The sequence below is a fragment of the Acinetobacter sp. RRD8 genome (assembly GCF_031844225.1).
In the GTDB taxonomy this organism is placed as follows: Bacteria; Pseudomonadota; Gammaproteobacteria; order Pseudomonadales; family Moraxellaceae; genus Acinetobacter.
Genome location: NZ_JAUZUU010000010.1, coordinates 15,952 through 29,783 on the forward strand (window position 1 = coordinate 15,952; position 13,832 = coordinate 29,783).

Here is a 13,832-nt window from a genome sequence, read left to right on the forward strand (position 1 = left end):
GAGGGGCTTTTTTTATAGTGGGAACAATTATTTTTCAATAATCGCTGTGACACCTTGACCACCGGCGGCACAGATGGACACTAGTACGCGGCCTGAACCTTTCTGGTTAATCAGTTTTGCTGCTGTCGCAATGATACGACCGCCGGTTGCTGCAAATGGGTGACCAGCAGCAAGTGAAGAGCCTTTTACGTTCAGTTTTGCACGGTCAATTGAACCCAGTGGAGCGTCTAAACCTAAACGCTCTTTACAGAATTTCGGATCTTCCCAAGCTTTCAGCGTAGACAATACTTGAGATGCAAAAGCCTCATGAATTTCATAATAGTCGAAGTCTTGCAGTTTCAGACCCGCACGCTCCAGCATACGTGGCACTGCATAAGCAGGCGCCATCAACAAGCCTTCTTTTTTCTCAACGAAATCAACTGCGGCAGTTTCCTGGAAAGTCAGGTAAGCCAACACTTCATGGCCATTTGCCTTCGCCCATTCTTCAGAAGCCAATAGCACACAAGAAGCACCATCTGTCAGTGGCGTAGAGTTACCTGCTGTCATGGTACGGGCATCACCTTTACCAAAAGCAGGTTTAAGTTTTGCCAGCTTCTCAACTGAAGAATCAGCACGCAGGTTATTGTCACGTTGAAGACCCAAGAATGGTGTAATCAGGTCATCAAAGAAACCTTCTTCATAAGCTGCAGCCATTTTCTGGTGTGAAGATGCAGCCAGTTCATCTTGCGCTTCACGGGAAATTCCCCATTCCAGTGTGGTAATCGCCTGATGATCACCCATAGACAGACCTGTACGCGGTTCACCATTTTTTGGTGCATCCATCAGGTCTTTCACATTGATCTTGGTCAATGCTTTCAGACGGTCTTTTGCAGTTTTCGCGATATTTAGCTCAAGTAATGCTTTACGTAAACCGTCACCAAAAGCAATCGGTGCATCAGAAGTCGTATCTACACCACCTGCAATGCCTACTTCGATTTGACCTAGAGCAATCTTGTTCGCTACCAGAAATGCCGCTTGAAGGCCAGTACCACATGCTTGCTGAATGTCATAAGCAGGGGTTTCCGGTGCAAGAGCAGTATTTAGTACACATTCACGAGTCATGTTGAAATCGCGGCTGTGTTTCAGTACAGCACCTGCAACCACTTCACCTAAGCGTTGACCTTGAAGGTTAAAACGTTCAACCAGACCATTCAGGGCTGCTGTGAACATATCAGTATTGGATGCCGTAAAGTAAGCACCGTTAGAACGTGCAAATGGAATGCGGTTACCACCAATAATAGCAACGCGGCGAACTGTATTTTGGCTCATGTTTGGTTCCTGTTGAACAGAAGTCTGTGTTATAGATGTTGAATCTTGTTGGCTTGAAGTCGTTTTTTTGGTACGTGCAGATGTACTGCGTGTACGTGTGGTTTTAGCCGGACTTTTTTCTGTGGCATTGGCTGTATCAGGATTTTTAGTGCTACGCTTGCTACGCGTTGATGGTTTTGACACAGTTTCTGTCGCAGAGTTCTCGACTGCTGGATTATCTTGAGTTGTTTTGCTCATAAGGCTTTACCAGGCAAATAGATCGTCTTCTTGGCGCTTACATTAGCACAGAAGAAGATAGGCTGTATTGACTACAATGACATTACAGGCTGCGCTCAGGTCAAGTCATCTGCCTATTATCTCAAGTATGATTGGGCAGAATCTGGTGGATCTGTTGAAATATAAGTGTCTGGCATCATATTGAAGTTTAAGGATAACTTTAGATCAACCAAAAATTAATTTGTATGAGAGATAATAAACATGACTGATCAGTACCAAACTTTTGCAAAATCTCCTATTGGTAAATTTGTCATTAAAAATTTGGGTCTGCCATCCCCAACTTCTTTAGACCGTTTTGAGTCTGCTACGCCGGTGGTAAAAGGCGCAGTATTATTGGGCGCAGCACCAGCAAGTCCATTGACGGGTGCTATTGCTCAGGTTCTGGCAAATATTCATGCCAACAGCTATGCAGGTAATAATGCTGAGTTGCAACAGGCGGCTGCAGCATCTGGGCTGAATCTGGGTGCATTTAACCCGGGCGATAAAGAATCAAAATTCAAGGTCGTTATTTTTGATGCTTCAGGGATCGAAAATTCAGAACAGTTAAAATCACTTTATGATTTCTTTAACCCGATTGCGCGTCAAATCCAAAGTTCTGGCCGTGTCGTGATTGTAGGGACTACGCCTGAAACTGCTAAATCAGTCAGTCAGTCAATCGCTCAACGTGCACTGGAAGGTTTTGTAAAATCTGTTGGTAAAGAGTTTAAAAAGGGAATTGCAGCGAACCTGATCTATGTAGATGCTGGTGCAGAAGCAAACCTTGAGTCTGCTTTACGTTTTGCAGTTTCTCCACGTTCTGCCTATGTTTCTGGTCAGGTGATTCGTGTTTCACCTGCTGAAAAAGTAGACGTAGACTGGACCAAGCCATTAGCGGGTAAAACTGCGGTTGTGACAGGCGCAAGCCGTGGTATTGGTGAAGCGATTGCCCATGTATTGGCCCGTGATGGTGCACATGTCATCTGTCTGGATGTTCCACAACAGCAGGCTGACCTTGATCGTGTAGCTAGTGAGATCGGCGGTTCTACCTTGGCTATTGATATTACAGCTGCAGATGCAGGTGAGAAGATCAAGGCAGCGGCAGCAGAGCATGGCGGCTTAGACATCATTGTGCACAATGCCGGAATTACCCGTGACAAGACCTTGGCCAATATGAAGCCTGAACTGTGGGATCTGGTGATTAACATCAACCTGTCGGCGATTGAACGTGTAAATGACTATTTAATCTCCAACGATGGTCTAAATGCCAATGGTCGTATTATCTGTGTATCCTCAATTTCAGGCATTGCAGGTAACCTGGGTCAAACCAACTATGCAGCGTCTAAAGCGGGTGTGATTGGTGTGGTGAAATTCACAGCACCAACTTTAAAAAATGGTATAACCATTAATGCCGTTGCACCGGGCTTTATCGAAACACAAATGACGGCTGCGATTCCATTTGCGATCCGTGAAGCGGGCCGCCGTATGAATTCGATGAGTCAAGGCGGTCTACCTGTCGATGTTGCAGAAACGATTGCAATGTTTGCTGCTACTGCATCAACAGGTTTAAATGGCAACGTGGTACGTGTATGTGGTCAAAGTCTTTTAGGGGCTTAAAGCATTCAAGTTCTCTCTTGCGCTTTATTGAAGCTCAGGGGGAGGATTTAGGAGAGGGAGATTAGGGGCCTTTTTTTAGCCCTCTCTCTAACTCTCTCCCAAAGGGAGAGAGAACTCCACTCATATATAAATGAAAAGAATATTTTAAAGGTTCAGTATGAATACGCGCCATTTTAGTCAACTTCCAAAACCTTATTTAGCCTATCCAAAAGTGATTCAAGGCTTGATTTTTAAAAAGCCGAAAGCTGAAAAAGTTCTACCGCAAGTTGAATATGAGGTGGATTCATTCAAGGTCGATCAAAAACATCTGAAAGCCTATAATGAAGTCTGCGGTTTTAAAAATAATGGTTATATTCCAGCAATCTATCTGACGGTGCTTTCACAAAGTCTACAAATGCACATGATGACTTCAGAAGCATTTCCGTTTCCGATCTTGGGTCTGGTACATATCCGTAACCAAGTGAAGCAATACCGTAAAATCGGCGTCAATGAAACCTTGACCCTAGCATGCAAATTTGGCGAATTGCAGCCACATGATAAAGGTGTGCAGTTTGATTTCATTACTACAGTCAAAGTGGCAGGTGAGGTCGTAGTTGAAGCATTAACCACTTATCTGTCACGTCAAAAGACCAATGCTAAAGCGGCTGCTAAACCTGCAGAAAGCCAAGCGCCAGAATACAAACTGAATAATGAATGGAGCATCTCGGAGAATACGGGTCGCCGTTATGCCATGACCTCAGGTGACTTTAACCTGATTCATATTCATGCAGTTACAGCGAAAGCCTTTGGCTTTAAACAGGCAATTGCACATGGTATGTGGAGCAAAGCCAAAGCACTGGCGAATCTGTCATTGCCAGATGCTTATGAAGTTGATGTCTGGTTCAAGTTGCCGATGTACTTGCCATCTAAAGTTGAGTTCCTGACCGCGCAGGCAGCGAATGAGACAGATTTCCTGATTCGAAACAGTAAGAGTCAAAAACCGCATGTCACCGGTCATATCAAAGCGATTTAAATCTGGATCAAAAGCCTAAACCCGATTTAGGCTTTTTCATTTTAAGGGATCAATATTCTATGGATAGAATGATGCAGCCAATTAAAGATTATCTGTTTGCTGATCAGCACAATTATCAGGGCAATGTCGATGAGCGTTTCAGTGACCTTGCCCGTCAGTTTAGCCGTTTGCAGGATGCACGTACCGAACAGGGTGGTGCCGCACTGGTGGTATATTTTGAGGGACAAAAGGTCGTCGATATTTATACCGGTAAAAAGTCTGTCACTGAAAACTGGCAACCGGATACCATGTCGCTGTGTTATTCCACAGGCAAAGGTGTGCTGGCGACTTTGGCGCACATTCTGGTGAGTCAAGGTTATCTGGATTATGATCGACCGGTTGCAGAATACTGGCCTGAATTTGCACAAAAGGGTAAAGAAAATATTACTCTGGCGCATATGCTGAGTCATCAAAGTGGCCTGTTTGATATCCGTAATATGATTGATGATGCCACTGAAATGGCCGACTGGTCGCATATGCTGGACCGGATTGCGACAGCAGAACCACGTTTTCAGGTTGCTACAGATGCCGCTTATCAACCGCTGACCTTTGGCTGGCAGGTGGGTGGTGTACTGGAAAAAGCAACAGGTAAAAAACTGGGTGTACTGATGAAGGAATATCTGGTTCAGCCATTACAATTAAATGGCGCCTATTTCAGCGTGCCGACGAATGAGTTGGCTCGGGTGGCCTTACCTATTTTAAAGCCTAAGATAACCAAGTCTCAAACACAGACTTCGAAAAAAACCACACCAAGAAAGCCGAACCTGATGGAGCGAGCCTTGGTCTTTAGCGGGCAGGATCCTCAGGATTTTCAGGATGCCATGATTCCCAAAGGCATGAAGAAATTTAGTTTTTTTAGTGAACAGGGGCTAAAAGCCATTATCCCATCTGCTAACGGTGTCTTTACCGCAGAGAGTCTGGCAAAAATCTATGCCATGCTGGCCAGTCATGGTGAATGGCAAGGTCAGCAACTGATTTCGCCTGAGGTGTTCCAGCGACTGAGTCAGGTGCAGTACAAAACACGCGATCGGATCATGCCTTTACCGATGCACTGGCGCTTGGGTTATCACCGTGTTCTCACTTTAGGAAAAGCCTCTAAAGGTTTTGGTCATATGGGGTTTAATGGCTCTGGTGCCTGGTGCGATCCTGAGCGCGGTTTGAGTTTTGCCTATACGCATAATTTCCCGACAGGTTCATTAACTGGAGATTACCGTCTTTGGGGCCTGACGCAAGAAACCTTGCGCTGTGCGGATGCGGTACTGACCGGTCGCAAAGGCTGGCGCTAAATATCCCTGATTTGGGAGTTTAGCCCGTTAGCTAAATATGTTATTTTGTCGCGCAGTCCATGGCTGTGGTGTGAAGTAATGAAAAAAGTGCTGGTGATTCCTCTGGTCGCAAGCAGTGCGTTGTTCGGATATCAGGAGCCGAATCAGCCAGCTGCAAAAACGGTGATGGAAGCCAAAGCTCAGATTCCTGTCTGGGTTGGGAGTTATCAGGGCACGACGCCATGTATGGGATGTTTTTCAAGTTGTGAAGATTGTCCGGGTATGGCAGTGGCCTTGACCTTGAATGAAGATCAGACCTTTACTTTACAGCGTGAAAGTTTAAGTGGACATAATAAAATTGAAACGATGAGTGGGCAGATTCGGTTTCAGGATGAATCACAACAAAAGATTGAACTGCTGAATGTCGATACCCGAAATCTGCTCTATGTCGATCTGAAAAAGCATGTTCTGGAAATTCGTGAAGATCAAACAGGCAAACGCTACCAGATGCAAAGTGACTTTATCTTGTTTGAATCCGTCTAATTTTAAAAAAGCATTTGTTTTATATCCCTTTTTCAATGAGTTTGATTAAGGGATTTTTATTCTTTATAAACCGGCATTCATTTCACTATTTCATAAAAAAACAGTATGCTTAGACCTGTAAAAAGGAGCATACATGTATCAAGTACTTGCGCGAAAATACCGTCCTCGTAATTTCAATGAATTAGTGGGGCAAAACCATGTATCACGTGCTTTAACCAGCGCGCTCGAACGTGGTCGTTTGCATCATGCCTATTTGTTTACGGGAACGCGTGGTGTTGGAAAAACCACGATTGCACGTATTTTGGCGAAGTGCTTGAACTGTGAAACCGGTATTACCTCGACGCCTTGTGAAGTCTGTGCAACCTGTACCGCAGTCAATGAAGGTCGTTTTATTGACCTGATTGAAATTGATGCGGCGTCACGCACCAAGGTGGAAGATACACGTGAGTTGCTCGACAATGTGCCTTATGCACCGACTCAAGGTCGCTTTAAAGTCTACCTGATCGATGAAGTGCACATGCTCTCCACGCATTCTTTCAATGCGCTGTTAAAGACGCTGGAAGAACCGCCAGAACATGTCAAATTCCTATTTGCAACCACCGATCCGCAAAAACTACCCATTACCGTAATTTCTCGCTGTCTGCAATTTACTTTGCGTCCATTGGCAGTCGATGAAATTACTGAACATCTAGGCCATATTCTTAGCAAAGAAAGCATTCAGTCTGATCAGGATGCCATCTGGCAGATTGCTGAATCTGCGCAAGGTTCATTACGTGATGCCTTGTCGTTGACCGATCAGGCGATTGCCTATGGTCAGGGAGCGATTCAGCATCAGGATGTCAAAGACATGCTGGGACTGATTGACCGCACCATTATTTATCATCTGATTCTGGCGATTCACCAGAACCAGAAAGCGCAGGTCAGTCAGTTATTACTACAATTCCGTCAGCAAGCTCTGGATGTGTCACTGGTGCTAGACCAGCTAATTTCGACACTGCATGAACTGGCTTTATTGCAGTACCTGCCAGATCTGAGCCTGAAATATAGTGCCGAAATCAATCGAAAGATCATGCAGTTATCGGCTCTCATCTCAGCACAAGACCTGCAACTGTATTATCAGATTGCCTGTAAAGGTCGTGCTGATCTACAGCTTGCAGTTACGCAAGAACAAGGCTTTGAAATGACGGTGCTACGTTTGCTGGCTTTCCGTCCATTACAGCCAAGCGAAATTCCGGTGATGCAGGAGACTGCACCGCAACAGGCAACAACTCATACAACACGCCTACAGCAGTCCGTTCAGACACAACCTCAATCTGAATCAGTAGAAACACAATCATTGGAGGCAGAACCGGTATTTGATGATTTCTCTCTGGACGATGAGTCGGATGAGGAGATTGATGTCGCATCAGCGTCTGAACCTTCTTCGGATGATTTTTTGGATGAGGAAGAGCCAACCAACATCAATGCACCTGAACCTGTCCAGCCTGTAGCAACTCAAACAGTGATTGAAGAGATTCAGTCTGCGGATCAGATTGTTTTTGATCCAAATGACGACAAAGGCCTATTTGGTTTTGATGAAATCAAGAGTTCTCCAGAAGCACCGGTTACAAGCAACAGTTCAGATGATTTTCTGCTTGAAGAGTTTATTCCTGCAGATGCTGTGATTCATACCGAGCCAGCCCAAGATATCAAGTCTGCTGATGAGGAATTTAGTCTTGCTGCACCGGAATTAGAACTTTCACAGGAATTGATTGCTCAGCCTGCTCTTGAAAATACAGCGCCGGTTCAGCCAGTCGCACAGACAGCTTTGCTGGAAGATATTTCTCAAGATGTAAATACGCAGAATCTGATGCCACAGGATATTCTGAAAATACCTGAACAAACCTTAGAAGGTGAGTGGAGCGTAGAAAAATGGGAATACTGGTTCCGTAATAGCCAGCTTTCTCCAGCGGTACAGGAACTGGCGCAGTATGGCATCATGACTGGTCAGATGAATGGCGAATCCGTTTTCCATATTCCTGAACAGTACCAGCAGTTGCTGACCCAGTTGCAACATCATCTGGAAGCTGCTTTGCAACAGCAATGGCCGCAAACCAATTTCCAGGTGAAATTTGAAAATGTGGACCAGTTAACGCCATATACCATGCAGCATCAGCGTAAGGCACGTGCCTTTAAACGTGCCGAAGAATTGTTACATGCTGAACCGGCAGTACGCAATCTGTTACAGCAGTTTGACGGTGAACTGCAAAATATTCAGCTGAAATAGGCTGGATGTTAAGTCACAACAAATCGAGATAAAGCATCCCGCATTTCAACTGGAATCGGGGTGCTTTTTCGTGTCTCACGATCGACAAATACATGGACAAAATTGCCTTGCGCAGCGGCTGTATCTGAGTTGCGTTTAAAAATAGCCAGATCATAGCTGAGTGATGAGCTTCCCATGCTTTCAATGGCCACGCCCACTTCAATAATTTCCGGATAAGACAGTTCCTGATTAAACTGACAGTTGGAGCTGACTACCAAGCCAATCATCGGGGAGTATTTAGGATCAAAATCAGCTTCCTGAATCAGCAGGGCATTGGCGGCGGTATCAAAATAACTATAATAAGTCACATTGTTGACATGGCCGTACAGATCATTGTCTGCCCAACGGGTTTGAATGGGCAGGAAAAAAGTATAGTGTTCGCGCTGTTTGATGGTGGCTTTCATCACTATTCAGTCCTCAGCTAGATAAGGCTTAAGTGGAAATTGATCTAGGCATAGATCGCCTGATAAATCTGATAAGCATCCTCCACCTTGAGTTCACGTGGATTATTCTGCAACAGCCGGCTTTGTTGCATCGCATCTTCTGCCATGACCTGCAGCATATCTTCCGGAATATTCAACTGATTCAGTTTTAGGGTCAAACCGCTTTGCATCAGATGATTATTAAAATGATCAATAAATAGATCGGTCAGGCCATCATGACAACCTTTACTGCGGGGATCCAGCCAGGTCATCAATTCCGCATAGAGCTGTTTGGCCGCTGGCGCATTAAACTTTAATACTTCAGTTAGAACCAGTGCATTGCTATGCCCGTGTGACAGGTGAAAATGTCCACCAAGCGGATAAGCCAGCGCATGTACAGCAGCGACCGGTGCATTGGCAAAGGCTTGTCCGGCCAGCATGGAACCAATCAGCATATTTTGACGCGCATCTAAATCATTGCCGTCTTGCAGCACGCGCTGCAGATTGGCACTCAGTAATCTTAAAGCCTGTTTGGCCAGCATATCCGAATAAGGGTTTTTCTTGTGTTTTGAGGTATAAGCTTCAATGGCATGCACCATGGCATCAATGCCGGTGGCGGCAGTGATCTGTGCCGGAAGATTTTGGGTAAAGGTTGCATCCAGAATGGCAATATCAGCAAAAAGGATCGGTGCCACAATACCGGTTTTAGTGGTTTCACCTGTGGTGACAATCGAAATCGGCGTCACTTCTGAACCTGTTCCAGCCGTAGTTGGTACCAGAATTAAGGCTAAACGCGGTCCGGTGGCATTATCAACGCCATACAGATCAGACAATGTCTGATGCTGCTCGGGATGTGCCAGAATCGCGATCAGTTTGGCCACATCCATCGAGCTGCCACCACCAAAGCCCAGAACCACATCAATATTTTCCTGTTTTGCAAAAGCCACCGCTTCAAGCACCACTGTATCGGGCGGATCGGCCTGAACATCCGAGTAAATCACATACTCCAGTCCGGCAGATTCAATAATATCCAGAATCGGCAGATGTAATTGCTCCTTCAGCATACCCGGGTCAGTCACCAGCAGAAGACGGCGATAACGGCCATTTTTTAGAATTTTAAATAATTCCTGAATCGTGCCTAGTCCGGCAATGATATTGGGGACGGTTTGAAACTGAAAACGATTCATGGCGATATCCTTGATTTTTTTATTGCAAATACGAGATTATTCTATGGTTGTAAGATAGGAATCAGTATATAAATAACTTAACATAAGAATCCTTAAAATAAAGTAGCTCTGAGGTTGTTTATGTCATCCAGAACGCCATACAAGGTGTTATGTGTTTGTTTGGGAAATATTTGCCGCTCTCCCACGGCAGAAGTTGTACTCAGACATTATTGTGATGAACAGCAACTGAATATTGTGGTCGGTTCTGCCGGAACCAGTAATTATCATCCGGGCAAGGCACCGGACTTGCGTAGCCAGAAGCATGCACTAAAACGTGGCTATGACCTTTCAGCACTTCGCGCACGTCAACTCATTCCACACGATTTTATTGATTATGATCTGATTCTGGAGATGGATCAGGAGAATTTATCCAATATCCAGAACATACAGCGTCTGGCAGAAACTCAGTTTGGTCATGTACGTGCAAGTGTGGCATTGATGAGTGAGCATGATCAGACCTATCCGAAACAGGCCTTACCGGATCCCTATTATGGCGAAGCGGATGGCTTTGAACGGGTGCTTGATCAGTGTGAGTCCAGCAGCCAGGCCTGGATTGAGATTTTTAAACAGAATTTACACAAGGTTTAAGCGATGCAGATTCAAACCCAGGTTCAACTTAAACCTTTTAATACCTTAAATTTAGAAGCAGTTGCTTCGCACTATGCTCAGATTCAATCCACCGCTGATCTGCTGGCTGCACTGGATTTTGCTGAACAACAGCAACTCAATGTGCTGATCCTGTCAGGCGGTAGCAATATGTTGCTGCCGGAGCAGATTGATGCACTGGTTTTGCATATGGATATTCAGGGCATAGAGATGCTGGATGCTGATGATCAGTCGCAACGTTTACGTGTAGGTGGTGGTCAGGGCTGGCATGACTTCGTGCTCTGGACTACGACACAAAGTTTATATGGCCTACAGAATCTTGCTTTAATTCCGGGTCGGGTCGGTGCATCGCCAGTACAGAATATTGGCGCTTATGGCGTCGAAGTTGGCGAGTTTATCGATTCCGTTGAGGTCTATGACCGTCAGCTGAAACAATTTGCCTCGATTCAGGCAGCAGACTGTCAATTTGCCTACCGGCATAGTATTTTTAAAGATGATCCTAACCGTTATGTGATTACCCATGTGACTTTTAGATTACTTAAACAGCCAGATTTGAAACTGAATTACGGTGACCTGAAGACTGCGGTCGTTGATCAGCTCACAGCAGAAAACTTGCAGCAACAGGTCATTCAGATTCGTCAGAGCAAATTACCTGATCCGCAAGAATTTCCCAACGTGGGTAGCTTTTTTAAAAATCCAGTGGTTGATCAGGCGGTCTTTGACCAAATTGCTGTATCTTTCCCGAATTTACCCCATTACCAACAAGCCAATGCTCAAGTTAAACTAGCAGCGGGCTGGCTGATTGATCAGGCGGGCTGGAAGGGTAAACAGTTGGGGCCTGTCGGCATGTTTCACAAACAGGCATTGGTCTTGGTGAATTATGGTCAAGCCTCTCTCACCGATGTTCGTAAAACGTATCGTGGGGTACAGCAATCAGTTTGGGAAAAATTTAGTCTGATGCTGGAACCTGAACCTGTATTGTTCGATAAAAATGGCTTGATCCGTTCTCATCAGGAAGAGGAATAACATGAAAAACACCCATTGGATGGTACGTTTGCTACAAATTGTCACTGGACTGTTTGTGCTATGCGGCTGTCTACTGGTGTTGGTTTATACGCCTTTTTACTCAAAAATGATCGTCAAGGGCTTAAACCAGTTTGTCTCCTTAGAGCTAAATGAAGTCGCGGCTCAAAGCCAGAAAATGGCTGCACTCAGCGAACATGAAAATCTGGAACCTGGCTCTGATTTGTGGATTGCCCGTCAGGCGTATTTAAAGGTCATGGAACAGGATATCCAGCAAAATAACTCGGCCAACCTCATGTTGATTCAGGCACGTTATAAAGCACTGCAGCAGGTGATTGAAGAATATCAGCGCGAACAGCAGGATCAAAAAGCAGAGCAAAGTCCACCTGCTCAGGTGCCCTTATTGTCCTCACAGGAAGATGCAGAACCAGCCGATCCGACAGCCAATGTCCGGGAATTGCTGGAGTGGGACAGTAGTGAAAATAAGGAACGCATTGAGCAATATATGGAGTTTCTGACGACGCATCCACTTGAGCAGGGTGAAGCCAGTTCGGTACAGGAAACCGATGGAGAGGAAATCCAGCAGGACTTGGCTTTACTACAAGAGCAACAGCAGGCTAAACCGGCGAATAGCTCCCAACCTTATGCCATTGTGGTATTGGGTGGTGGCTTAACCCTAGATGACCAAGGCAAAGAGATCATCGTCAATAACTATACGCGACTACGTCTGGAAACTACGCTGGCAGTAGAGAAACATTATCAGTTGCCGATTGTTCTGAGTGGGGTCGAAGCGCCGTATATGCAGCGCTGGTTAAAAAATCATGGTGTCGATGCCAAATTACTGGAAGATCGCAGCATGAACACCTGTGAAAATACCCGTTTCAGTTCATTATTATTACAAAAGAAAGGTGGAGCGCCTACAGTGATTCTGATTACGGATCGTTATCATATGCCGCGTACCCGCCGTTTGTTTGCATTAAATGGCATACAAACCATTCCGGTAGAAGCGCCGATGCCAACGCCATTGACACGATGGCGTCCAAGTGCACAAAATTATGATCACAGTCGTCGTGCCAATTATGAAATGTTGGCGACCATGCGCGATATGTGGTTTGGATCCAGTGACTGTCGGGAGGTGCCATAATGTCTGATATCCCATTTTTAAATCCCACCATTCTGAAACAGCTGGATTTACCCATTCCGAGTCGGGATGTTACGCCTCAACTCTTGCCACCTTTAAACCTGAATCGTAGTGATGAACCGCCGATTGATCTGCAGTCCTATCGAAAGCTTTATGGTTTTGATTTACTGGACTGCAAACACTGGCAGGGCTATGTACAGATGCCATTATTCAAGTTGCATGTACAGGTGTTTGAACCGAATCTGGAAAATACCCGCTTTGACAAGATTCAGGGAACTGCTTTTCTGTTGCATGGTTATCTGGAACATAGCGGCATTTATCAGCCGATTGTCAAAGAGCTTTTAGAACAGGGTTTTAGTGTGTTGACCTATGATCTGCCTGGACATGGTCTGAGTGATGGTTCACCTGCCAGCATTCAGAATTTTGATCATTATCAGCAGGTTTTACATGCCGTACATCGTTATGTGCAGCACGCTTCACAATTACCTAAACCTTGGGTCGGCATCGGGCAGAGTACCGGCGGTGCGATCTGGATGCACCATTTACTGGAGTTTGCGGAACGTCGTGAAAATCCTTTTGTTGAACGAGTCTTATTGTTATCACCATTGATTCGTCCCGCTAAAACTGCCTGGTGGCATAATTCGGTCGGATTGGGCATTATTAGCCGAATCAAACGTGAAGTTCCCCGACATTTCAGACGCAATAACCATAATCCCGAGTTTCTGCGTTTTATCCGGCTTAAAGATCCATTACAACCGCGGATGATGGGCATGGACTGGATTTTAGCGATGTCACGCTGGATGCTGGAAATGGAAGCGCGTCCGGCTTGTCGTATTCCAGTCTGGCTGGCACAGGGTGCACAGGATCAGACTGTGGACTGGCGTTATAATATCGAATTTATCCGGCGTAAATTCCGGCTCCAGACTTTGCTGATGCTGGAAGAAGGTTCGCATCAGTTAATCAATGAGCGTGCTGATATTCGTGCGGCACTCACGGGGCTGATTCCGGCCTTTTTGCATGCACATGGCAGCAAAACTTATTATTGATAGATTGAAAATTGAATATTTAAAAAG

12 protein-coding genes are annotated in these 13,832 nt (G+C 45.4%); 9 read left to right on the top strand and 3 right to left on the bottom strand.

Annotated features, from left to right (window positions below):
- Window positions 1–27: 27 nt before the first annotated feature.
- Window positions 28–1,545 (bottom strand): acetyl-CoA C-acetyltransferase, encoded by a 1,518-nt coding sequence (locus Q9R24_RS10385; RefSeq protein ID WP_005263300.1) that lies wholly within the window; start codon window positions 1,543–1,545, stop codon window positions 28–30.
- A gap of 240 nt (window positions 1,546–1,785) precedes the next feature.
- On the opposite strand from Q9R24_RS10385, the gene Q9R24_RS10390 reads away from it, so the two are divergent.
- The 5 genes from Q9R24_RS10390 to dnaX all read left to right on the top strand — a co-directional run bounded on the left by Q9R24_RS10390 (window position 1,786) and on the right by dnaX (window position 8,302).
- A complete protein-coding gene (locus Q9R24_RS10390) occupies window positions 1,786–3,177 on the top strand; it encodes a 3-oxoacyl-ACP reductase (protein WP_153566239.1) in 1,392 nt (463 codons plus the stop codon).
- Between the two features lie 157 nt (window positions 3,178–3,334).
- Window positions 3,335–4,189: a MaoC/PaaZ C-terminal domain-containing protein gene (locus tag Q9R24_RS10395; RefSeq protein ID WP_311204384.1), complete on the top strand. Its 855-nt coding sequence runs from the start codon at window positions 3,335–3,337 to the stop codon at window positions 4,187–4,189.
- A 59-nt stretch (window positions 4,190–4,248) separates the two neighbouring features.
- Entirely contained in the window at window positions 4,249–5,514 is a 1,266-nt protein-coding gene (locus Q9R24_RS10400) for a serine hydrolase domain-containing protein (protein ID WP_311204385.1), read from the top strand.
- A 78-nt stretch (window positions 5,515–5,592) separates the two neighbouring features.
- Window positions 5,593–6,036, top strand: a complete 444-nt coding sequence (locus tag Q9R24_RS10405; protein WP_311204386.1) for a copper resistance protein NlpE N-terminal domain-containing protein — start codon at window positions 5,593–5,595, stop codon at window positions 6,034–6,036.
- A 133-nt stretch (window positions 6,037–6,169) separates the two neighbouring features.
- Window positions 6,170–8,302: a DNA polymerase III subunit gamma/tau gene (gene dnaX, locus Q9R24_RS10410; RefSeq protein WP_311204387.1), complete on the top strand. Its 2,133-nt coding sequence runs from the start codon at window positions 6,170–6,172 to the stop codon at window positions 8,300–8,302.
- Between the two features lie 8 nt (window positions 8,303–8,310).
- Here dnaX and Q9R24_RS10415 read toward each other — a convergent pair whose 3' ends face one another.
- Window positions 8,311–8,745 carry a thioesterase family protein gene (locus Q9R24_RS10415; RefSeq protein WP_005252181.1) on the bottom strand — a complete coding sequence of 145 codons (435 nt, stop codon included), beginning with the start codon at window positions 8,743–8,745 and terminating at the stop codon, window positions 8,311–8,313.
- 44 nt (window positions 8,746–8,789) lie between these two features.
- Entirely contained in the window at window positions 8,790–9,950 is a 1,161-nt protein-coding gene (locus Q9R24_RS10420; protein ID WP_311204388.1) for an iron-containing alcohol dehydrogenase, read from the bottom strand.
- Window positions 9,951–10,070: 120 nt separating this feature from the next.
- Here Q9R24_RS10420 and Q9R24_RS10425 point away from each other — a divergent pair, with 120 nt between their 5' ends.
- The 4 genes from Q9R24_RS10425 to Q9R24_RS10440 are packed head-to-tail and all read left to right on the top strand — an operon-like array spanning window position 10,071 to window position 13,805.
- Window positions 10,071–10,577, top strand: coding sequence for a low molecular weight protein-tyrosine-phosphatase (locus tag Q9R24_RS10425; RefSeq protein ID WP_311204389.1), 507 nt, complete (start codon window positions 10,071–10,073; stop codon window positions 10,575–10,577).
- A 3-nt stretch (window positions 10,578–10,580) separates the two neighbouring features.
- Window positions 10,581–11,621 carry a UDP-N-acetylmuramate dehydrogenase gene (murB, locus tag Q9R24_RS10430; protein ID WP_311204390.1) on the top strand — a complete coding sequence of 347 codons (1,041 nt, stop codon included), beginning with the start codon at window positions 10,581–10,583 and terminating at the stop codon, window positions 11,619–11,621.
- 1 nt (window position 11,622) lies between these two features.
- Window positions 11,623–12,762 carry a YdcF family protein gene (locus Q9R24_RS10435; protein WP_005263276.1) on the top strand — a complete coding sequence of 380 codons (1,140 nt, stop codon included), beginning with the start codon at window positions 11,623–11,625 and terminating at the stop codon, window positions 12,760–12,762.
- Window positions 12,762–13,805, top strand: coding sequence for an alpha/beta hydrolase (locus Q9R24_RS10440; RefSeq protein ID WP_004278806.1), 1,044 nt, complete (start codon window positions 12,762–12,764; stop codon window positions 13,803–13,805). Before Q9R24_RS10435 ends, Q9R24_RS10440 begins: the two co-directional genes overlap by 1 nt.
- Window positions 13,806–13,832: the final 27 nt, after the last annotated feature.